A 20722-nucleotide genomic window follows, 5' to 3' on the forward strand; every position below is an offset into this window, starting at 1 on the left:
TATGAGTATTGATCTATCGCAGTTTATAGCTACTTTCCTTGAAGAGAGCTATGAAGGTTTGGAGGTGATGGAATCCAGCCTTCTAAACCTTGATTCAGCCGATGAAGAAACGATCAATACCATTTTTCGTGCAGCTCACTCTATAAAAGGTGGTGCAGGCACGTTTGGTTTTAATGAAGTCGCAGATTTTACCCATGTAGTGGAAACACTGTTGGATGAACTGCGCAGTGGCAAACAGTCAATAACGCCAGAACTCGTTAACCTCTTATTAGAGTCGGTAGACTGTATCAAAATGTTGCTTGAAGCAGCTCAAGATGGCCCTGAAGTTGATGCAGCCCAGATCCAACAGGTACAACAGCGCTTAGAGCAAGCTTTAGGTCAAGAACCTTCTCAAGATCAGATAGCCTCAGAGACAACCGAAAGCAACTCGGTAGAAACTGATGTGAAACAATCGTGCTGGAATATAACGTTTATCCCTCATCGTGATCTGCTTCAGGCAGGGCACGAGCCTGCGTTTATGTTTGAAGCATTAGCTGATCTAGGCGAATTGACTGTAACACCAAATCTTAAGGATCTACCTGAATTATATTCGCTAACCTCTGAAGAGCTATTTCTTTCTTGGCAGTTACAGCTTGTATCTGAAGATTGTTCTGAAGAAGACATTCGAGAAGTTTTTGAATGGGTAGAAGATGAGTGTGAACTTGAAGTTTCTCAAGGTGAAGCCTCCTCTAGTGTGGAGCTGCCAACAGATTCTGAAAGCAGCGATGCTGGCTGGTCCATCTCATTTATTCCTAGCCCTACAATTCTTGAAACAGGCAATGAACCAAGTTTCATGTTTGAAGCCTTAGAGGAGTTGGGAGACCTCAAGATTCAAGTAAATCTAGAGCGGTTAGTTGATTTTGATAAGCTAAACCCTGAGCAATTGCTACTCTCGTGGAATCTAGATCTTGTATCTGAATGCAGTAAAGCAGATATAGAAGAGGTTTTTGAGTGGGTTGAGGATGAATGTACTTTAGGGATTGAAGTTAAAGTACAGAAACTATTCTCTACAGAGGATAGCGAAGAGCCAACTGAGCAAATTGCACCACTACAAAGTGAAGAGAACGCCCCAGTTCAAACGCCAAACCCTGGTATAGAGCCAATTGCAGAACCTAAGTCTGAGCAGCAACAATCAAGCCCATTAGCTAAAAATCAAACCAATACCGCTCGTAAACCAAAAGCGGCTGAAAGTAGTTCAATTCGGGTCGATACAGATAAAATTGATGCCTTAATTAACCGGGTTGGTGAATTGGTAATTACGCAAGCCATGCTTGGGCAGGTAGGTGATGAGCTAGCCGAAATTACAGGTGGTTCGGAAGTTGAGCGTCTGCAATCGGGTTTGGAACAGTTAGAGCGAAACACACGTGATCTGCAAGAAGATGTGATGCGTGTGCGCATGCTGCCAATTAGTTTTGTTTTCAACCGTTTCCCGCGTTTGGTTCACGATGTAAGCGGTAAGCTTGGTAAAAAAGTAGAACTTGTTATCACCGGCGAGCAGACTGAGATCGATAAGACAGTTATGGAGAAAATAGGTGACCCTATGGTTCACCTAATTAGAAACTCCCTTGATCACGGTTTGGAAGCGCCAGAAGAGCGAGTTGCCGCGGGTAAATCCGAAGTTGGAAGAGTGGAGCTTAATGCTTACCATCAGGGCGGTTTTATCATTATCGATATCACTGACGATGGACGTGGATTAAACACCGAAAAGATTTATCAAAAAGCATTGGATAACGGTCTTATAACAGCCGATCAGCAACTTAGCGACAGCGAAATTAATGAACTTATCTTCAAACCGGGCTTTTCTACGGCGGATGCCGTAAGCGATCTGTCGGGTCGTGGTGTTGGCATGGACGTGGTACGACGTAACATTGAGTCGTTAGGCGGACATGTTAGCGTTACTTCTGAACCGGGCCATGGTTCGACCTTCAGTGTGAGTCTGCCTCTGACCTTAGCCATTCTAGATGGTCAACTTGTTCGAGTTCATAACGAAACTTACATTGTTCCTTTGATTTCTATTGTGGAAACAATCCTTGCTAACAAATCCGCGATGAGCCCTATTGCGGGTGAAAATAAATTGCTTCATTTCCGCGAAGAGTACATACCGCTAATTAATCTTCGTTCTCTATTCAAGTTACCAATTGAAGAAGATCATCAAGATACTCATTTAATTGCCATTGTTGAAAATGGTGGTCAGAAAGTTGGTCTAATCGTGGATGAGCTTTTTGGTCAGCAGCAAGTAGTTATTAAGAGCTTAGAGGTTAACTTTAAGCGCATTGAAGGGTTTGCTGGCGCAACTATCCTAGGTGATGGCAGTGTCGCTCTTATTCTTGATATAGCAGGTCTGATGAAGCGCGGTTTGGATTTTGGAACGGCTAAAGCGGCACAGAAAAGAAACGAAATATCTCGGAGTGAGCAGGCTAATCAGGGAGCTGTGGCATGACAGATACTGAATGGCAGGAACAATCTGAGCTTTTAGAACAAACAGCAGATGGGCACCAATATCTTAGTTTTCTACTCGATAATGAAGAGTACGGCGTGGATATCTTAAGGGTTCAAGAGCTTAGAGGCTGGACACCAGTAACGCATGTCCCAGATATGCCTGATTACCTTAAAGGTGTTTTAAATTTACGTGGGGCTATTATTCCTGTAATTGATCTACGTTTGCGGTTTGGTCTAAAACCTGTGGAATATGGGCCTACAACGGTAGTGATTGTGATCAATGTCGATAGTGGCAGTTGTCAACGCGTTATGGGAATTATTGTTGATGCAGTTGCTGAGACATACACACTTGCTACGAATCAAATACAACCAGCACCACAGATAGGTGGCGTGATAAATGCTGAATTTATCACAGGCCTAGTGGCGCAGGATGACAAAATGATTGTCCTGATGGACATAGATGAATTAATGAATTCCGATGAGTTGGCGATCGATGCGCCAACAAAAGCTGAAGTGGAAGCATAGGGGCGGAGGATAAGAAATGAAAATCAATGAGCCGGTTACGGATCGCGAAGTTAAGCTCAGAGATGGTCAGGAACTTGTTACAAAAACAAACCTGAAGGGGATTATTACTTATACCAATCCGGACTTTATCGAGATCAGTGGATTTAGTCGGGATGAGTTAGTGGGTAAAAACCACAATGTGGTCCGTCACCCCGATATGCCTCCAGCTGCTTTTAAAGATCTGTGGGAGACCCTTAAGTTGGGCCGCCCTTGGTCAAAATTAGTAAAAAACCGTTGTAAAAATGGTGATTACTATTGGGTTAAAGCCAATGTGACCCCTATTTTCCGTAATGGTGAGATCGTTGAGTACATGTCTGTACGTACTCGTCCAAGCCAGGAAGAGGTCGAACAGGCTACTGCTCTTTACGCGAAGTTAAAGCGCAATGAAGCAAGCATTCCGTCACCAAATGCTGTTCCTAAGCAGAATCTAGGTGGTCAGATCAACCATCATGCGGTGGTGGCGGTTGTTGCAGCGCTGTTGATTAATGCTGCCATTTACTTCATGGGACTACCTGCGGAAGCATTGATGATTGGTCCTGTTGTTGCCTTCCTGATTGTTCTGTTCGGTGCCAATAACTGTTTGAAAAACAGCGTTATTAAGCCTTTAGAGCAAGCTAGACGTCACATGCTGGATATCAGCGAAGGCGAATATTTAGCACCAATACCACTGGATGAGCCTGGTGAAACGGGTGAGCTGAAACGAAATGTAAAAATTCTCGCGACGAAACTTGGTTATGAAGTAAATGATGCCAAGGAGGCAGCGAACCGCGCTTCTCGTATCAAAGTTGCGCTAGATAACGTTTCTTCTAATGTTATGCTGGCCGATAATGATGGCAATATTATCTATTGTAATGATGCTGTTCTTAGCATGATGAGAAATGCAGAAGAGGATATTCGTCAGCAGTTACCTGATTTTGATACCGACGCTATTCTTGGTTCTAATTTTGATATCTTTCATAAGAATCCTGAACATCAGCGTCGTATGTTGGAAGGGCTTAAGACTACTTACAAAGGGAAAATTAAAGTTGGTCAGCGTAGCTTTAGTTTGATTGCGAACCCGGTAATTGATGAAAGCAATCAACGTTTAGGTACAGTCGTTGAATGGATGGATATTACTGATCAGCTTGTTGCAGAAGACCAAGTTGCTAATTTGATCCAAAAAGCTTCACAAGGCGAATTGAATGAGCGTCTTGATGTCGAGCTTTACAGTGGCTTTATGGCTAATATTGCATCGGGTGTTAACCAAATGCTGGATGCGGTTGTTGAGCCTATCCGTGAAGTCAAACGTGTCTTAAGTGCGATGTCTGATGGTGATTTAACCCAGCAAATGTCAGGTAATTTCCAAGGCGAATTCGCAGAACTAAATGAGGCTCTAAATAGCTCCTTGCATAACCTGAATACTATGGTTGGTGAGATTCGAACGGCTGGTGCAAGTATTACAACAGGTGCTTCTGAAATCTCCAGTGGTAACACAACTCTAAGTTCTCGTACCGAAGCGCAAGCTGCTAGTCTGCAAGAAACTGCAGCGAGCATGGAGCAGATGACCAGTACGGTTAAGCAAAATGCGGATAATGCCGATGAGGCGCGTAATCAAGCAACAGATGCTCAGAAATTGGCAGAGAAAGGCGGTGAAATCTCCAATAAGGTTGTGACCTCAATGGGAGATATCCGAGCGAGCTCTACCAAAATTGCAGAAATTATTGGCGTGATTGATGAGATCGCTTTCCAAACTAACTTACTTGCATTGAATGCTGCTGTAGAGGCTGCCCGAGCGGGTGAGCAGGGCCGAGGTTTTGCAGTAGTTGCATCTGAAGTGCGTAGCTTAGCTCAACGAAGTGCAAGCGCAGCGAAAGAGATTAAAGAGCTTATTAGCGATAGCGTAGAAAAAGTGGAAGAGGGTGGTCTATTTGTAGACGAATCCGGTAAGGCTTTAGCTGAAATTATGGAAGCGATTAAAAATGTTTCTACAATCATCAGTGAAATTGCTGCTGCCAGTCGTGAACAAGCTATTGGTATCGAACAAGTTAATATTGCTGTAACACAAATGGATGAAGGTACGCAGCAAAATGCGGCTTTGGTAGAGGAAGTTGCAGCTGCATCTGCTTCTATGGAGGAGCAAGCAGGCCAGCTTCAAACTTTGGTTAACCAATTTGAAGTTGTTGAAGCTGAGGGTCAATCCAGCATAGTGCAAGCTACTGCTAAATCTGAAGGTGTTAGTCGCCTAAGGGAGCTAGCAAACCAGAATATCCAAACCGAACGAAAACCTGAAGTTAAGCGTACAGTACCAAAACAGCCAATTGTGAGTGCTGGTGCTAGTGGAGATGAGTGGGAAGAGTTCTAAGTAATATCTAAACAGTCTACTAGGGCAAGGTAGGCTGTTTACTACTCTTCTTAATTTCAGGGAACCTTAATGGCATCAGATTCTACTAGATCCCGTGAGTTTACCTTTACAAGGAATCATTTTGTTAAGGTAAGGGATGAATTGTACGATTATGCTGGCATTGTACTGGCGGATCATAAGCAGGATATGGCTTATAACCGTTTGGTACGTCGTTTAAGAGAATTAAAGCTTTCTAATTTTGATGATTACTTTTCTTTTTTAGATAACAACCCGGTTGAATTTAGCCAATTTATCAATGCGCTTACAACAAATCTAACGGCTTTCTTTCGTGAAAAGCATCACTTTGATTTTATAGCGAATACCATAATTCCTGAGATTGAACAGAATGGCTGTTATCGGGTTAGAGCATGGTCGGCAGGTTGCTCTTTAGGAGAGGAGCCTTATAGCTTAGCCATGACGCTGCTGGAATCAGGTCTTGATCCTTCTTGCTGGGACATCCGCTTACTTGCGACAGATATAGATTCAAAGGTTTTAAGTAGTGCGAAATCGGGTATTTATTCAGACGATAGAATTAAAAACCTACCAAGTAATCAAGTTAAACGCTGGTTCTTAAAGGGAAAAGGTTCGCATAAAGGTTTTGTGAGAGTAAAACCTGAACTTCAAGATTTACTTAAATTTAATTATCTGAATTTGATGCAAGATTGGCCAATAGAAGGTCCTTTAGATTTTATTTTCTGTCGGAATGTAATGATCTATTTCGATCAAAGTACTCAGGCGAGATTATTGGATCGTATGCATGCTTTACTTAAACCAAATGGCTACCTGTTTGTCGGGCATTCAGAGGCTTTAGCTCGCCATGCAAGTAACTTTGAATTAGTGGGTAAAACCATCTATAGGAAGGTTGGGTAAGCTGGATGACGATGGATGTAAAACGCCCTAAGGGGGTTTCCGGTTTCGAGCATTTTAATTCTTTCTGGGAACCGCGCTGGGAGCTTTATGCTGTTAAGGTAAAGCCTGGTGAGTTTTATATCGCTAATGACGAATTAGTTATTACGACTTTATTGGGCTCTTGTATTTCGGCTTGTATTTTTGATCCGGTAACCAGCTACGGCGGGTTAAATCATTTTATGTTGCCTACAGGTGGACCAAATGATGATCTACAAAGGTCCTCTCGATATGGTTTATTTGCGATGGAACAGCTAATTAATGAGCTAATGAAACATGGCTGTTTACGTGAAAATTTACAGGTAAAGTTAACCGGCGGTGGGAATATGATGTCTGGTATCGCCAATATTGGTCAACAAAACATAGATTTCATTCTTAAGTATATAGATGACGAAGGCTTAAAACTGATAGCCTCAGATTTAGGTGGAGATCAAGCTCGCCGTGTTGCATTTTTTCCAACAACTGGTCGTATGTTAGTCAACAAGCTTGATCATCGTGATGACCAGCGTGTAATTGCTGAAGAGCGCTCTTACCAAATTGATGTTGATCAGCATCTAGATGATTCAGATGTTGAACTGTTTTAAAGGAAATTACCCTGATATGGAAAAAACTCGGGTATTAATAGTCGATGATTCTGCTTTGGTCCGTGGTGTGATCAGTGAGTTATTGTCCATGGATTCTAGTATTGAGGTTGTAGGTACCGCTGTTGACCCATATGATGCTAGAGACAAAATTAAGCAATTAAAGCCAGATGTTCTAACGCTTGATATCGAGATGCCAAAGATGGATGGCATTACGTTTTTAAAGAATATAATGAAGCTAAATCCGATGCCGGTGGTTATGCTGTCAACGCTCACACATGAAGGTGCTGATGCTACTCTGCAATCCTTAGAAATAGGGGCTGTAGATTATATTGCTAAGCCTTCAAATACACAGTCAGATGATCATCTAGAGCTATTTCAGTCTGATTTGGTGGCGAAAGTCAAAGCTGCGGCTTCTACTTCTGCAAAGCTGAAATTTAACCGAAATCATCGAGAACAAATATCCAAAGTGGTTTCCAAAACGCCTTTAGTGCGTGCAAGAAATCAACTTGTTGCTATAGGGTCATCTACTGGTGGTACTGAGGCTCTACATCATATTTTGGCTTCATTGCCTGCCAATATGCCACCGATAATCATTACCCAGCATATCCCAGTTAGCTTTAGTGATCGTTTTGCAAATCGTTTAAATAAAAATTGTGATTTAAACGTTGCTGAAGCAAAAGAAGGTGATGTACTCAAACCTGGTCATGTATATATCGCACCAGGAGATTCCCATTTATGCATTAAACAGAAAGGGCATGAATATATTTGTGTGTTAGATGATGGTGTTCCGGTAAATCGCCATAAGCCTTCTGTGGAAGTAATGTTTAATTCTATTGCTTCTTTAGATCAAAGGAATATAACAACGATTATGCTTACGGGTATGGGTGAGGATGGTGCTGTTGCTATGAAAGGCCTTGTGGATAAGGGTGCTCATTCCATTGTTCAAGATGAGGCTACAAGTCTCGTATGGGGAATGCCGGGCACTGCTGTAAAGCTAGGTGCAGCTAAAGAGGTTGTTCCTTTAAATGATATTGCACAACGGTTGGTGCAGCACCTGTCATAATTTTGAGTGATTGAGGTTAGCTAAATGACGTTAAAGAAAATAATGTTGGTTGCTGCTCTAGCAGCAAGTTTAGTGTTAGCAGCTGCTGAGTTTTTAGGGCTTGAAAGTACCGTGACCCTCATCTGTCTTGTCGTGCTAATTCCGGCTTTGATCTCTCAGTTTGTATTAAAGGAAGTATCAGCCGTTTCACATACCCGCAGTGAACAAGAATCTAGCCAAATGATGGGAGCATCAATTGCTGTTGATCCTGCTCTGCATGATGCAGTTAAAGAGGTTTCTCAGACGCTTGTACACGATGCGATGATCGTTAATCAAGAAGTCTCGCGTGTAGATGGGTTGATTAAAGAGTCAGTTCATTTGATGAGTGATAGTTTTCATACCATGCATGATTTGGCGAGTCGTCAGGCTTCGTTGACTGCTGAAATTATTGATCAAACCCATGAAGGGGATGATATTGCTGAAGGGAATCTAAACCCAGAAACCTTTAGTATCCAAAGCTTTATTTCTGAAACTAGTCGCACCTTAGATCAGTTTGTAAATGTGATGGTTGATGTAAGTAAGAACAGTCTTGAAACCGTTCACCATATAGATGATATGGTTGAAAAACTGGATGGTATTTTTGGCTTAATTGAAAATGTTGAAGGTTTAGCAAGTCAGACAAATTTACTGGCTCTCAACGCAAGTATTGAGGCTGCTCGAGCGGGTGAAGCTGGTCGAGGCTTCGCGGTAGTTGCCGATGAGGTACGTACATTATCAATTAACTCAGCTAGTTTGAATAATGAGATTCGCGAAGAGATTGGCTCGGCTAAAGAAACTATCGAAATCTTGCGAAGCACAGTAGGGGGAATGGCCTCTACAGATATGAGCGATACGATCGGTACAAAAGATAAGATGGGCCAGATGCTTGAGCATATGGCTAATATGAATCATTTCTTAAATGAAAAAGTTATTGAAATTTCAAATATTGGTACTCAACTAAGTAGTAGTGTTGATCAGGCTGTACGATCTTTGCAATTCGAGGATATCTCCTCGCAAGCGCTTTCTTCAGTTGAGCACAATGTAGATTCCTTGAATGAGGTATCTACATTGATTTCAAATGTAATCACACCAGATCATCAGGTGAATGGTGCTGCTGCTGGACATTGTGTTGCTCGTTGTAAGGAACTCAGAGAGCAGTCAGTACAGCGTAATCAGACACGAACTGTCGCACAGAATGATATGGACGAAGGGGAAGTGGAATTGTTCTAGCAGCGTTCTACTAACCAAAAAAGACTATAGTTGATGGGATAAAGTATGGCTATTTCAGTACAAAATGCTGGTGATAATAAAACAATCAATATCGTTGTGTCTCAGCAGTTTGATTACTCCTTACATCAATCTTTTCGTGATGCTTACCGTAATGTCGATACAGAAGGTGCTATTTTTAAAGTAGACCTTTCAAATGCTACTTATATGGATAGTTCTGCGTTGGGTATGATTCTTTTGTTGAAAGAGCATGCAGAGAAGAAAGGTGGCAAAGTAATAATATCTAAACCTAATGAGTCGGTTCATAAGATTTTGACAATCGCGAATTTCGATCAGTTTGTAACTATCGAGAGCTAATGATTTATGGTTGAAGCTGAACTAAGGCAAGGCGGTAGTGGCGATAATCAAGTTTTAATCGTTGATGACATGCGTTTGAATCGTCAAATTTTAGGCCAGATGATTCAAGAGATGGGTTTGGAAGCCGTTTTTGCGGAAACAGGTGAAGAGGCTGTCGAAAAGTATGAGTTGTTAAACCCCAGTCTAATCCTTATGGATATCAATATGCCTGGGATGGATGGTATTCAAGCGACCCTGCAAATCAAACAAGCCGCAAAAGATAGCTTCATACCTATTATTTTTGTTACGGGTGCAGAAGGTCAAGATGTCATTCGTCAGGCTATTGATGCCGGTGGTGATGATTATATTCAGCGCCCTTTCCCCTTTGAATTACTAGAAGGGAAAATTGTTGCACTAAGACGAATTGCGCAGCTATATCGGCAGGTTAATCGCTTAAACCATTTACGTGCTCGGGAAGAAGAGGTCGCAGAGCAGTTATTAAGTGGTGCTGTTGAATCTGCTAACGTTGCTCTTGATCAGATACGTATTCATAAACAGCCTGCAGAAACGTTCAGTGGCGATGTTCAGCTGAGTGCCTTTCGCCCAAATGGTGAGCTGAATGTCCTGTTGGGGGATTTTACAGGTCACGGTTTGACCTCAACAATTGGTGCTTTGCCGCTTTCTGAAACCTTTAGGGCAATGACTGCTAAGGGTTATGATGCTGAAGAGATCATTGCTCAAATAAACCGTAAGTTACAAAAACTGTTACCAACGGGGATGTTTCTTGCGACTGCTATTGTCACGTTAAGCCAGGATGGTACCGCTAAAATATGGAATGGCGGCCTACCCGATATTTTGGTGATTTCGCAGGGGGTAGTGGTACAGCGTATTGTTTCGAGCCATCCGCCTTTAGGTATTATCCCGTCTGTTAAAGAACTTAATTTTGAACATACAAAAGTTAAGCCTGATGATCATATTCTGTTGCTCAGTGATGGTGTAATTGAGGCAGAAAATCATTTAGCTGAGCAGTTTGGCGAAGATAGGTTATATCAATCGATTGCGTCACAGAACAATGATGCAGATACCCAATTGGTTGATATCATTTTGTCAGATCTCGGCGATTTTGTTGATGGTAATATTCAGAAGGATGATATATCGCTGATTGATATCCCGGGAAGTGTGACCGCCAATGATCTGAAACCTATCACACCCTGCGGCATCGAATTGGATGTTAATGAAGCCTCTATTCTAGATATCTGGAACTGGAATTTAGAGCTGCAAGGTGGAAGTTTAGCTCGTATTAATCCTGTTGCTCAGGCTTTAAGTCGACTGCAAGAGTCTGAGGGCGGTGGTGATCAGTGGCATAGCGTTTTCAGTATTTTAACTGAACTGTATGTGAATGCTCTTGATCACGGTGTATTGAAATTAGAATCTAGCCTTAAGGCGTCTCCTGAAGGATTTGCTGAGTACTTCAGCGAACGTGAAAGAAGGTTGGAGGCACTATCGACAGGAGCTGTTTCGCTTTACCTTCAACATACGCGCTTTGCACATGGAGGACGGCTTTTAGTTCGAGTAGAAGATAGTGGTGAAGGTTTTGATTATGAGCATTGGTTGCAGAATGAGCAAACTGCCAGTGTGGGTCAGTTTAGTGGTCGAGGTATTGCCTTAGTATCCGACCTCTGTGATAGCATCACTTATGAAAATGGTGGTACGGCTGTTGAGGTAGTTTACAGCTACTCAACAAAAGATTAGATTTTCTGGGCAATGATTAAGAATTCTCGATTTCCATCACCACCTTTTATAGGGCTTTCAAAGTAATCGACAATATTCATCCCTAATTCCTCACAGCACTCTGCTACCTGAGTTTTGACTTGGGGGTAGAGTGAGCTATCTCGGACAATACCTCCTCGACCTATACCTTCTTTCCCTACCTCAAACTGAGGCTTTACAAGGCTAATTAAATATCCTTTCTCAGCGATAAGCGGAATTAACGAAGGCAGAATTTTACGTTGCGAGATAAAGGAAACGTCCATGACTGCTAGATCAAAACCTTGACCGTTTGTATGCTCTAGAAGCATCTCATGCGGTAGGTTTCTGCCATTGATACCTTCATAGTAAGTGACTTTAGGATCTGTGCGTAGCTTATCAGCCAGTTGATCGTGGCCTACTTCTATTCCAACGACTGCATCAATTCCAGCTTGTAATAAACAATCAGTAAAGCCCCCTGTAGATTGGCCTACATCGATGGCTGTTTTACCGGTTAGTTCGAGCTGAAGAGTATCTAGTGCCTTTAAAAGTTTTAAAGCACCGCGTGAGACGTAACGGTCCCCTTCATCTTCTTCAACCTCAAATGGAGTATCAGCTTCTAACTTTAGCCCGGATTTTTTAAGAAGTTGCCACTTACCTTTGATCTCGGCTTGCACTCTGCCTGACTTAATCAATTGTTGCGCGTGGGTGCGCGAGCGGGCAAATCCTAATTCAACAAGTAGAAGGTCGGCACGTTGCATGGTTCTGATCGGATCCGCTAAAAAGAGAGGATTATACGCAATCTAACCCCAGCTGGTTAGATTTTTAATTGCGGTGTACACTGCATGAAACGTTTAGGTTTTATGATATTTATAAGGCGTAAGTTTTAAAGGAATTCAATATGCGTAAGTATCTAGCGCTGACTTTAGTAGTTTTGTCTGTGAATAGTTGGGCTGAGATAAATAAGGATGACTTATTAAAGTGTCGAAGCTACGCTGATCCTAATCAAAGAGCGCAATGTGTTCAATTGCTTAAGTCACCTAAGCTAAGAGTCGGATCCAGTAAATGCAAGAAAACACTATCTTGCTGGGAAAAACGTTTTCGGGAGCAGGCAGAGCGCCATTGTTCCAATGCTTTTACGCGTCGTGCGAAATATTCTTCTTATTGGGCCAGTTACTGGAGTGGTCAAAATTTCGATAAAGTACGTTGGATTGATCAAGGTAAAGGTACAATGATGTACTCTGAAAAATCGTCCAGTGTTGTTTTGCAGTGCCGGTTTTACCCAAGTGCGCCCTCTCGTGTAAGGGTGAGCATTGCGCCAGCTAGATAACTATTCTTTTAAGATCGCTTAAGGAATTAAGTTCCTCTACTCAATGCTTTAGTCGATCTAATAATTTATTGTCAAACCTTATCTTTTATACAGGGATAACTATGAATAAAAGTATCATCAGTACTGAAAATGCACCTTCTGCCATTGGTACATACTCTCAAGCGGTTCGCGTTGGTAACACGGTCTATATGTCTGGTCAGATTCCTCTGATTCCAGCTACTATGGAGATGGTTACTGAGTCGTTTGAAGCGCAAGCTGAGCAGGTTTTCCAAAACTTGCAGGCTGTTGCTGAAGCAGCAGGTGGTTCTCTTTCTGATGTGGTTAAGGTAACAATTTTGTTATCTGATATGAGCCACTTCGCGATGGTTAATGAAGTGATGGCGCGTTATTTCTCTGAGCCATATCCAGCGCGTGCAGCATTTGCGGTGAAGCAATTACCGAAAGATGCAGATATCGAAGTAGAAGCAATTATGGTGACTGCAGAGTAATTGATTTAGCAGTGATCTAGAAGGTAAAAAGGCAAGCTTACGCTTGCCTTTTTTAATCCCATCCTTGAGAAAACACTAAACAGTTCATGAAGGGGGAAGAATGTTTAGTGGTAAAAACTAGAGATTAGCTCTCTTTTTTCTTGCTGTCTTTTCTGTTTCTACGCGGCGGACGGTTACGGCTATTGCTGTTACCTTTACCACCTCGATCAGAACCGCGACCTTTTCCACCGCCGCCACGACGTTCACCGCCACCGGTAGCTTCTTTTAGGTTCAGGCGCTGACCACAGACAACTGCTTTACGTAGCTGTTGTACAACTGATTTTGGCATACCTGTTGGTAGATCAACAGTTGAGCAGTCGTCATAGATCTCGATAGCACCAATAAAGTTGGCATCTAGATCTGCTTCATTGGCAATTGCACCCACAATGTTCTTTGGTGCAACACCATGGTCATGACCCACGCTGATTAAATAGCGCTGCATTTCAACGTCAGGGTGATCTTTCAGTTGTTTTGCTTTAGTCGACATGCCACGTGGTGTACGCTTACCACGGTCATCTCTATCACGATCGCCACGTTCACGACGAGGTGGGCGTTCTTGCTCTTTCATCAGTAGCGGAGTTTCACCTTGTAGAAGATGAGCCAGCGCGGATGCGATGATAAGCGGATCGGCATCGTGTTCCTGCTGATATTCAGTCAGTAGGTTTTTGAAGAAATCTAAATCTTGGCTATCGATCGTCTGTGTGATGCGATCAACAAAGCGCTGTACACGTTTTTCATTGATGTCATCAGTAGACGGCAATTGCATCGTCTCGATCTTCTGACGAGTAGCGCGCTCAATAGACTTAAGCATGCGCTGTTCACGAGGCGATACAAACAAAATCGCTTCACCTTCACGGCCTGCACGGCCTGTACGACCAATTCGGTGAATGTAAGATTCTGTATCGTACGGGATATCGTAGTTAAGTACGTGGCTGATACGCTCAACGTCCAAACCGCGAGCTACAACATCTGTTGCGATTAGGATGTCGATTTGGCCGCGTTTAAGCTTATCAATTGTGCGTTCACGTAAGTTTTGTGAAATATCACCATTCAGTGCTTCACATGCGTAACCGCGAGCAGAAAGTTTTTCAGCCAACTCTACTGTCGCAGATTTCGTACGTACGAAAATCAGCATGGCATCAAAAGTTTGCATCTCTAGGATACGTGTTAATGCATCTAACTTTTGATTGCCTGATACACGTAGGTATTTTTGCGTGATCGTGGTAGCCGTAGCAGTTTTCGCTTTAATGCGAACTTCTGCAGGGGAGTTCAGGTGATTCTCAGCGACTTTCTTGATCTGTGAAGGCATAGTCGCAGAGAAAAGCGCGATCTGACGATTATCTGGTGTATGTTCAAGTACCCACTCAACATCATCGATAAAACCCATGCGAAGCATTTCATCGGCTTCATCCAAAACTAGTGCTTGTAGATTATCTAGTTTTAGCGAGCCACGACGCATGTGATCCATTACACGCCCAGGTGTACCCACTACAACTTGCGCACCACGTTTTAGTTGACGTAGTTGGCTGTCGTAAGCTTGGCCGCCGTAAATTGGCAGAACGTGGAAATCAGGTAGGTTACGCGCATAAGTTTGACACGCTTCAGCTACCTGAATTGCTAATTCACGAGTAGGGGCAAGAATCAGTAATTGCGTATGGCGGCTCTTTAGATCAAGCCTAGATAGCAATGGCAGGGAAAATGCGGCAGTTTTACCGGTACCCGTTTGCGCAATACCCAGAAGGTCTTTACCCTCTAGTAGATGAGGAATACTTTGTGCCTGAATTGGAGATGGCGTTTCGTATCCGATCTCGTCCAGGACCTTCAATACGGGAGCCGCAAGGCCAAGCTCAGCAAAGGACAGCTGATCTTCTGAATTCATTCTTTGACTTACCTATTCGGAATTAGGGCAGGGCTGCATACTATTTTAAGATACAGTATAGGCTGCTCTGGTGGGAAAGCGGGCATTATACACCTAAGGCAGCCCATAACAAGTTCTCAGGCCTCTAATATCTATTTTATACCGTTATCTTTGGTGAAATTTTAGCCATAGCACTTGTGCGGATTTTAATCAGTGCTATGGAGAAGGCGGAGCGCAATTAAAAAGGCATTATCCTTCAAGGATTTGAGAAAGAAGTTTTTTAAGAGTGGCTGGCTCGAAAGGTTTATCTGCCATTGCATTCACGCCTGATTTTGCAACATTGCTGAGATGAGCGTGGCTTGCTTCACTCGTTACCATCAGTATAGGAATATGAGAATATTCACCCGAGCCACGCACATGTTCCGCAAGTTCTAAACCATTTACTTCAGGCATATTGTAGTCGGTAACAATAAGGTCGAATCCATTTGGAAGCAGAGTGATTGCTTCAGAGCCATCTGCTGCTTGAGTGATGTTCTCGATCCCTAGGTTAGCTAATACGTTTATGATGACTTTACGAGCCATGCGGCTATCATCAACTACAAGTACTCTCAAGGACGCAGCATCATAGTATTCTAGATCTAGTTCATCATGCGAAAGGATATCTAGAGTGGAGTTAATTGCAGTGGCCAAATGATCGTGGCTAAACGGTTTTGGAAGAATTGCAATGATGCCTGATTGTTTGAATTGATCTAATTCGCTATGTCTTGTTTCACTGGAAATCAGCATGAAAGGTAGATCTGCTAGTGAAGGGTCTTGGCGGATATGCTTAAGTAATTCTATAGCGGAACCATCAGGAAAGTGGAGAGCACTTATTACGAGATCGGGTCTTACTGCTTTTATCCGTGTAATTGCTTCAGTGACTGTTTCAGCTTCATCAATGGATTCGACAAGCTCTTTATTCAATTCTTTTTTTATGACCTTACGTTGCATAGCCGAAGGTTCAACCAATAAGATTGTTAGATCAGATGAAGTTAAGTCACTCATAGGGCGTGCTTACCATTTTTTTTGTCATTAATCTTCTAAGGTAGCAAGCTTTTGTCTTGTACTAAAACAGTTTAGTCTGACTAAATCGCTTTTTGAGGCTAAAGTGTATGAAATTCCCCTTTAATTAAGGCCTTAGTCGGAGATGGAGATCTTAAAATGGATAGAATTTTAATTTCGTTCGTGGCTTTTTTAATAAGTTTCTCTGCCACAGCGGAAACTTCTCTTTGGAAGGTAGCGAAAGCAGATGAGCAAGTTTTTTTAGCCGGAACTATTCATGTCCTAGCACCTTCAGATTTACCGTTTCCGCAAGCATTTGATGATGCTTATAACGCATCAGACATCGTTGTGTTAGAGACCGAAATGTCAGAGATTCTGGATCCTAATTTTCAGGCGAGGCTGATGGCGCACTTTTCTTATAGAGATGGTCGGCTATTAACTCAGATGATCTCTCCGGAGCTTTATCAGGAGCTCCAGCAATATCTGCGTGACCGTGGCCTCATTCCCCACATTTTTATCGGTATGAAACCAGCAGGTGTGATGTTAACGATGCTTGGTATCGAGTTTCAGAGACTAGGCATCTCTGAAGACGGTGCTGATACTGTTTATTATCAGAAAGCTATTAAGGATGGTAAAGCTACGCTTGGTCTTGAATCAATCGAAGACCATATTGGATTCATTGCTGAGTTGGGAGAGGGTAATGAAGAGCGGTATCTGAAACAGACGCTTGAGGATATGAAAGAGACAGAGAATATGATGCGAGAGATGGTTCTCTATTGGAAAACAGGAGATGCGGCAGGCCTTGAAAAAATTGTCGTAGAGCAGATGAAAAATGATTATCCGAAGGTTTATCAATCCTTATTGGTTGATAGGAATGAACGCTGGTTGCCTCAGATTAAAAAGATGCTTACAACGCCGGAGGTCGAATTTGTACTAGTAGGTGCTGCTCACCTGATTGGTCCAGATGGGATTTTAAAAGAGCTCAAACAGCAAGGTTATTCCATAGAACAGATGTAAGGATAAAATTATGCTTGGAACACGCATTATTCTTCTTTCAATGAGTGGTATCCCTGGAGAGGAGGGTAACACTCCAGAAGCAGAGGTGATTTGCGCTGCTAACCACGATATTCCTCTTTTTTGGCTGTTGTCTTTTACTTGTGAGGATCTGCAGTATTTTGAAGTAGCTGCAGAAAACGATGACATACTCAGTCATAGCGTAAAAACAAAATATCCAGTTTTAGTCGCTGATCGAGCAAAGCTATTAGATCGTCTTGAGCAACGTTACACATTAATCAAACCATTTATCTCTGATGGCGATGGGGAATTGCTACATCGCTGGGTGCAGTTCATTTCAAAGCTGTCGGCACCTGTCATTGCAATGGATACTTATGAGTTATGGTGTAACTCAGGCGAGCAAGAGCAGTTATCGGACGATATTCTTGCCAAGTTGTCTTTATTCGATGGGCTGAGTAGTAAAAATGCGTCAAATGCTTTTGAAGAGTTAAAGCGCCAAGGAGTCTGGCAAGAAGGTAATCAAATTGCTTTAGCTGGATTTGGTTGGTAAACCGGACAAAAAAAACCGCCACATCTAAATGTTTGCAAGCAAACGTCATGGTGTGACGGTGTTCAGGAAGGTTAAATTCAGTATAACTTAGTTTACGAAGTTTGCAGTTTTACTGAGTTAACTGATTTCAGGTGATATCTATTTAAGCTGTTACCCAGATGACTTCTGCATCTTCTTCACTAGTGGAGACTAATGCATGACCCATCTCACAGTCGTAATAAGCTGAATCTCCAGGGAAGAGCTCCAGCGGTTCGTAAAATTCTGTATAGAGTAGAAGTGAACCTCTCAAAACAAACAAGAATTCTTCGCCATCATGCCTAACCCAATCATTGTATTCATCAAAATCACGAGCCCTTACGGTTGTGCGATATGGGATCATCTTTTTGGTACTTAGCTGAGTTGCTAGTAATTCGTGCTCATAGGTAGGAGTTGGGTGGGGTACACCTTCGCCGCCACGTGTAATATCTCGACGACCACCCGCTCCGGCACCACGTTTGGGTTGAGAAAACAGTTGGGGGATATCGATACCTAAGCCTTTAACTAATTTGTTGACGGCACTAAAGGTTGGAGAAATCTGCTCGTTTTCTATTTTAGAAAGCGTTGAACGGGCAAGGCCTGTGAGTTTACTCGCTTCCTCCAAAGTCAGATTTTGGCTTAAACGGATCTCTTTGACACGTTTACCTAATTGCAGAGGTTCTAATGTAGCTTCTGTTTGACCGTTGCTCCGTTGTAGGCCTAGTTTTTCTTTCTCTTCCTTTAGGAAAAATGGCTCGTCAGACATGCATACAACCCCGAATCTCACTCTGTTTTTAATTATCTTTGAGCACAAATATAGTGCTATCTAGACAGTATACATGGTTGATAAAGGGTTCTCTAATAGGCTAAGGGGGGATAGGTATTTTAATAGAGATGATTGGTTAATTAGGTAAGTGATTTTTCAATCGCGTAATCTCTTTACGAATCAAAATAGAGCGTTCGACTGTGGTTGGGTGAGAGATCTCTTTTCCTTTAGTGATCGTCGAAGGGTGAACCGCTGCCATTTTTTGCCAGAATAGATCCAACCCTTCAATTTCAAATCCTGCTTTGTGCATCAGTTTTAAGCCAATGAGATCAGCTTCGATCTCATACTGTTGTGTATACAAATTTGCGCCTAGTCCCGTTGCGATTAAGGGAGAGGGTATACCGCTCGTGAGTAAAGCTGTATCTAGGAGTAAGCCAAGTGAGCTATTTTTGATCCGTTGCGGGATATGGTGCTGAGTATTGTGTGCCATTTCATGAGCGATAATTAGGGCTAGCTCATTATCATGTTGTGCAAAGCGCATCAGTCCCTGAGTAATGACAATAGTGCTGCCATCAGCGTAGCCATTAATGGCATCGCTAGGGCTTAAAATGACTGGGTAATTACAAAGTAACTCCGGCTTTATAGAGAGAGTAATCAGGTCTTCATCGCGTTCAACGGTCAGTTCTACAATGGTCTGATCTTTTAGGTTGCTGCTTAGATGTTTAATCGATTTAGCTGTACCTTTCGGAAAAGGTTGTTGGTTGATAGAGACCAGTTTATCGCCGATTTGCAGCTTTTGGTATGCGGGTCCGTTATTTAATACCTGTAAAACACTGGGCTGTTCATTAAGTGAATAGATGGATTGAACAACGGCTTTCTTCGGTTTTTTATAGTCGTCCAGGTTATGTATGAATATACCTAAGCTCGGTTTTGTTCTTTTACCGCAGGCTTCTATATTCTTGGTCAACAAAGGGCGAGAAACTTCAGCGAGTCGGGTTTGTTGTTGAAGCTGATAGCGGAACGCTTTCTCTAATTGGATAGATTGTTCTTGTTTTAATTCTTCTTTAGACGGTGCTTCGGTAGTCAGGGGCGGTGCGGAACATCCCGAAATTATGAGCGTAGGTAGAATTAAGCTGAGATATAGCTTCCAGTGTCGCATCTTAATATATCCATGTTTTTCATCCTTATAGCAGTGACTTTAGTCGCAAATCAAGTGAGTGTTTTGCCAGATCTATGATCTATAGCACGTTGTAGCTCGTATCTCTAGAAAGGCTATAGGTGATAGAGATGAGCGAACGGTTCTGGGTTAATGCGATCGGCTTTCAACTTGTTTGGTGGCTGAGTATTTTGTATGGAAATGATGCGGTCATTGTTGTCAGTTTTATATTATGCCTTCACCTTATTTTTCATTCTGATCCTGCTTTAGAAACCTGTATTGTCTTTTCGTTAGCAGCTCTTGGTTTTGTTGTTGATTCAGTTTTAACCCTCTACGGGGTGTTTGAATTCGACAATTCTTCTTTTCCTCCTCTTTGGTTACTGCTTCTTTGGATGGGGTTTGTTGCGACTCTCAGGCACAGTTTAGCGTACTTTAATAATCGCTTGTTGCTATCGGCGTTGGTAGGTGCAATAGGGGGCAGCAGTACTTATATTGCTGCAGCGAAACTTGGTGCAGTATCGCTTGGCTTTTCAATGATCTCTTCGTTTCTGATTTTGGCAGCGATCTGGTTGCTACTTTTTCCATTCCTTATGTATTTCAGTCATCGTTTAGGGGCTCGATATGTCCGTTCAGACGCGTAACTTTATTCGCTATATATCGATTTGTTTGTTCTTGCTCATTCAGAGTGCATTTGCCCAAGTGCATGCCCAAGTAGAGCCCAATATAGAAAATTGGAAAGAAGTGGGAAGAGCCGAGTTATCAGTCCTTTGGTTTGATATTTATGACGCTGTTTTTTATACGCCAAATGGTTCTTTTCAGGGTTTTAGTTCGCCCCTCCAACTGAGTTTGGATTACAAACGTGATATCAGTCGGGATGATCTCTTGTCAGAAACAGATAAACAATTTGCACGTTTTCAGGTGGCAAAAGAGACGAGATTAATATGGTTAACCCAGTTGGAAAATATATGGCCTGATATTAAAGAGGGCGACCAACTTATCTTCCAAATAAGTACTACCGGAAGGGCTGACTTTTTCCATAGCAAAGTTTGGATTGGTGGTATCGATGATATGCAATTTTCTGAAGCCTTTATCCAAATATGGCTTTCAGATCAGGGCGAATACCCTGAACTCGCAAGAAAACTGAAAGGCAAGTAATGATAAAT

General features: G+C 42.4%; 20 protein-coding genes. 15 read left to right on the plus strand and 5 right to left on the minus strand.

The features are described 5' to 3' along the window. Position 1 precedes the first annotated feature (1 nt). From ACMXYS_RS05825 to ACMXYS_RS05865, 9 genes are all read left to right on the plus strand, one after another. Positions 2-2479 carry a chemotaxis protein CheW gene (locus ACMXYS_RS05825; protein ID WP_415897906.1) on the plus strand — a complete coding sequence of 826 codons (2478 nt, stop codon included), beginning with the start codon at positions 2-4 and terminating at the stop codon, positions 2477-2479. Next, complete coding sequence (locus tag ACMXYS_RS05830; RefSeq protein ID WP_415881666.1) at positions 2476-3003, plus strand: chemotaxis protein CheW; 528 nt, start codon at positions 2476-2478, stop codon at positions 3001-3003. The genes ACMXYS_RS05825 and ACMXYS_RS05830 overlap by 4 nt, the downstream gene beginning before the upstream one ends. Positions 3004-3019: 16 nt before the next feature. After that, positions 3020-5383 carry a methyl-accepting chemotaxis protein gene (locus ACMXYS_RS05835; protein WP_415897907.1) on the plus strand — a complete coding sequence of 788 codons (2364 nt, stop codon included), beginning with the start codon at positions 3020-3022 and terminating at the stop codon, positions 5381-5383. 69 nt (positions 5384-5452) lie between these two features. Beyond that, positions 5453-6292: a CheR family methyltransferase gene (locus tag ACMXYS_RS05840; protein WP_415897908.1), complete on the plus strand. Its 840-nt coding sequence runs from the start codon at positions 5453-5455 to the stop codon at positions 6290-6292. A gap of 5 nt (positions 6293-6297) precedes the next feature. Further along, a complete protein-coding gene (locus ACMXYS_RS05845; RefSeq protein WP_415897909.1) occupies positions 6298-6912 on the plus strand; it encodes a chemotaxis protein CheD in 615 nt (204 codons plus the stop codon). Between the two features lie 16 nt (positions 6913-6928). After that, positions 6929-7975 carry a protein-glutamate methylesterase/protein-glutamine glutaminase gene (locus ACMXYS_RS05850; protein ID WP_415881662.1) on the plus strand — a complete coding sequence of 349 codons (1047 nt, stop codon included), beginning with the start codon at positions 6929-6931 and terminating at the stop codon, positions 7973-7975. 24 nt (positions 7976-7999) lie between these two features. After that, entirely contained in the window at positions 8000-9223 is a 1224-nt protein-coding gene (locus ACMXYS_RS05855) for a methyl-accepting chemotaxis protein (RefSeq protein WP_415897910.1), read from the plus strand. Positions 9224-9268: 45 nt separating this feature from the next. Next, a complete protein-coding gene (locus tag ACMXYS_RS05860; RefSeq protein WP_415881660.1) occupies positions 9269-9577 on the plus strand; it encodes an STAS domain-containing protein in 309 nt (102 codons plus the stop codon). A 6-nt stretch (positions 9578-9583) separates the two neighbouring features. Then, the gene (locus ACMXYS_RS05865; protein ID WP_415881659.1) at positions 9584-11308 is read left to right on the plus strand and encodes an ATP-binding SpoIIE family protein phosphatase; all 1725 of its coding nucleotides are present in this window, start codon (positions 9584-9586) and stop codon (positions 11306-11308) included. On the opposite strand, the gene ACMXYS_RS05870 is transcribed toward ACMXYS_RS05865, so the two are convergent. Continuing rightward, a complete protein-coding gene (locus ACMXYS_RS05870) occupies positions 11305-12063 on the minus strand; it encodes a TlyA family RNA methyltransferase (RefSeq protein ID WP_415897911.1) in 759 nt (252 codons plus the stop codon). The two genes, ACMXYS_RS05865 and ACMXYS_RS05870, sit on opposite strands and share 4 nt — an antisense overlap. 140 nt (positions 12064-12203) lie before the next feature. Between ACMXYS_RS05870 and ACMXYS_RS05875 the strand changes: the two genes are divergently transcribed. Both ACMXYS_RS05875 and ACMXYS_RS05880 read left to right on the plus strand, forming a co-directional pair. Continuing rightward, complete coding sequence (locus tag ACMXYS_RS05875; protein ID WP_415897912.1) at positions 12204-12632, plus strand: hypothetical protein; 429 nt, start codon at positions 12204-12206, stop codon at positions 12630-12632. A 101-nt stretch (positions 12633-12733) separates the two neighbouring features. Beyond that, the gene (locus tag ACMXYS_RS05880) at positions 12734-13120 is read left to right on the plus strand and encodes a RidA family protein (RefSeq protein ID WP_415881656.1); all 387 of its coding nucleotides are present in this window, start codon (positions 12734-12736) and stop codon (positions 13118-13120) included. A 124-nt stretch (positions 13121-13244) separates the two neighbouring features. Here ACMXYS_RS05880 and ACMXYS_RS05885 read toward each other — a convergent pair whose 3' ends face one another. After that, positions 13245-15038, minus strand: coding sequence for a DEAD/DEAH box helicase (locus ACMXYS_RS05885; protein ID WP_415897913.1), 1794 nt, complete (start codon positions 15036-15038; stop codon positions 13245-13247). 228 nt (positions 15039-15266) lie between these two features. Continuing rightward, positions 15267-16061: a response regulator gene (locus ACMXYS_RS05890; RefSeq protein WP_415881654.1), complete on the minus strand. Its 795-nt coding sequence runs from the start codon at positions 16059-16061 to the stop codon at positions 15267-15269. 156 nt (positions 16062-16217) lie between these two features. Between ACMXYS_RS05890 and ACMXYS_RS05895 the strand changes: the two genes are divergently transcribed. Together ACMXYS_RS05895 and ACMXYS_RS05900 are read left to right on the plus strand one after the other, a co-directional pair. Further along, positions 16218-17075, plus strand: coding sequence for a TraB/GumN family protein (locus ACMXYS_RS05895; protein ID WP_415881653.1), 858 nt, complete (start codon positions 16218-16220; stop codon positions 17073-17075). A 10-nt stretch (positions 17076-17085) separates the two neighbouring features. Beyond that, positions 17086-17622: a hypothetical protein gene (locus tag ACMXYS_RS05900; protein ID WP_415897914.1), complete on the plus strand. Its 537-nt coding sequence runs from the start codon at positions 17086-17088 to the stop codon at positions 17620-17622. A gap of 142 nt (positions 17623-17764) precedes the next feature. Here the strand turns inward: ACMXYS_RS05900 and ACMXYS_RS05905 are convergent, their stop codons facing one another. Next, entirely contained in the window at positions 17765-18403 is a 639-nt protein-coding gene (locus tag ACMXYS_RS05905) for a helix-turn-helix domain-containing protein (protein WP_415885126.1), read from the minus strand. Positions 18404-18539: 136 nt separating this feature from the next. Continuing rightward, positions 18540-19562, minus strand: a complete 1023-nt coding sequence (locus ACMXYS_RS05910) for a M48 family metalloprotease (protein ID WP_415897915.1) — start codon at positions 19560-19562, stop codon at positions 18540-18542. Between the two features lie 128 nt (positions 19563-19690). Here ACMXYS_RS05910 and ACMXYS_RS05915 point away from each other — a divergent pair, with 128 nt between their 5' ends. Further along, entirely contained in the window at positions 19691-20200 is a 510-nt protein-coding gene (locus ACMXYS_RS05915; RefSeq protein WP_415897916.1) for a DUF2878 domain-containing protein, read from the plus strand. Further along, positions 20181-20714 (plus strand): chalcone isomerase family protein, encoded by a 534-nt coding sequence (locus ACMXYS_RS05920; protein WP_415897917.1) that lies wholly within the window; start codon positions 20181-20183, stop codon positions 20712-20714. The genes ACMXYS_RS05915 and ACMXYS_RS05920 overlap by 20 nt, the downstream gene beginning before the upstream one ends. Positions 20715-20722: the final 8 nt, after the last annotated feature.

It is taken from the genome of Neptuniibacter sp. QD57_21 (assembly GCF_047778075.1).
Taxonomy (GTDB): Bacteria; Pseudomonadota; Gammaproteobacteria; order Pseudomonadales; family Balneatricaceae; genus Neptuniibacter.

Excerpts from the sequence above, each read along its gene's own strand:
- ACMXYS_RS05880 (WP_415881656.1), top strand. The coding sequence starts at position 12,734 with ATGAATAAAAGTATCATCAGTACTGAAAATGCACCTTCTGCCATTGGT.
- ACMXYS_RS05870 (WP_415897911.1), bottom strand. The coding sequence starts at position 12,063 with ATGCAACGTGCCGACCTTCTACTTGTTGAATTAGGATTTGCCCGCTCG.
- ACMXYS_RS05920 (WP_415897917.1), top strand. The coding sequence starts at position 20,181 with ATGTCCGTTCAGACGCGTAACTTTATTCGCTATATATCGATTTGTTTG.
- ACMXYS_RS05835 (WP_415897907.1), top strand. The coding sequence starts at position 3,020 with ATGAAAATCAATGAGCCGGTTACGGATCGCGAAGTTAAGCTCAGAGAT.
- ACMXYS_RS05905 (WP_415885126.1), bottom strand. The coding sequence starts at position 18,403 with ATGTCTGACGAGCCATTTTTCCTAAAGGAAGAGAAAGAAAAACTAGGC.
- ACMXYS_RS05860 (WP_415881660.1), top strand. The coding sequence starts at position 9,269 with ATGGCTATTTCAGTACAAAATGCTGGTGATAATAAAACAATCAATATC.
- ACMXYS_RS05840 (WP_415897908.1), top strand. The coding sequence starts at position 5,453 with ATGGCATCAGATTCTACTAGATCCCGTGAGTTTACCTTTACAAGGAAT.
- ACMXYS_RS05895 (WP_415881653.1), top strand. The coding sequence starts at position 16,218 with ATGGATAGAATTTTAATTTCGTTCGTGGCTTTTTTAATAAGTTTCTCT.
- ACMXYS_RS05830 (WP_415881666.1), top strand. The coding sequence starts at position 2,476 with ATGACAGATACTGAATGGCAGGAACAATCTGAGCTTTTAGAACAAACA.
- ACMXYS_RS05875 (WP_415897912.1), top strand. The coding sequence starts at position 12,204 with ATGCGTAAGTATCTAGCGCTGACTTTAGTAGTTTTGTCTGTGAATAGT.
- ACMXYS_RS05885 (WP_415897913.1), bottom strand. The coding sequence starts at position 15,038 with ATGAATTCAGAAGATCAGCTGTCCTTTGCTGAGCTTGGCCTTGCGGCT.
- ACMXYS_RS05910 (WP_415897915.1), bottom strand. The coding sequence starts at position 19,562 with ATGCGACACTGGAAGCTATATCTCAGCTTAATTCTACCTACGCTCATA.
- ACMXYS_RS05855 (WP_415897910.1), top strand. The coding sequence starts at position 8,000 with ATGACGTTAAAGAAAATAATGTTGGTTGCTGCTCTAGCAGCAAGTTTA.
- ACMXYS_RS05900 (WP_415897914.1), top strand. The coding sequence starts at position 17,086 with ATGCTTGGAACACGCATTATTCTTCTTTCAATGAGTGGTATCCCTGGA.
- ACMXYS_RS05890 (WP_415881654.1), bottom strand. The coding sequence starts at position 16,061 with ATGAGTGACTTAACTTCATCTGATCTAACAATCTTATTGGTTGAACCT.
- ACMXYS_RS05915 (WP_415897916.1), top strand. The coding sequence starts at position 19,691 with ATGAGCGAACGGTTCTGGGTTAATGCGATCGGCTTTCAACTTGTTTGG.
- ACMXYS_RS05850 (WP_415881662.1), top strand. The coding sequence starts at position 6,929 with ATGGAAAAAACTCGGGTATTAATAGTCGATGATTCTGCTTTGGTCCGT.
- ACMXYS_RS05825 (WP_415897906.1), top strand. The coding sequence starts at position 2 with ATGAGTATTGATCTATCGCAGTTTATAGCTACTTTCCTTGAAGAGAGC.
- ACMXYS_RS05845 (WP_415897909.1), top strand. The coding sequence starts at position 6,298 with ATGACGATGGATGTAAAACGCCCTAAGGGGGTTTCCGGTTTCGAGCAT.
- ACMXYS_RS05865 (WP_415881659.1), top strand. The coding sequence starts at position 9,584 with ATGGTTGAAGCTGAACTAAGGCAAGGCGGTAGTGGCGATAATCAAGTT.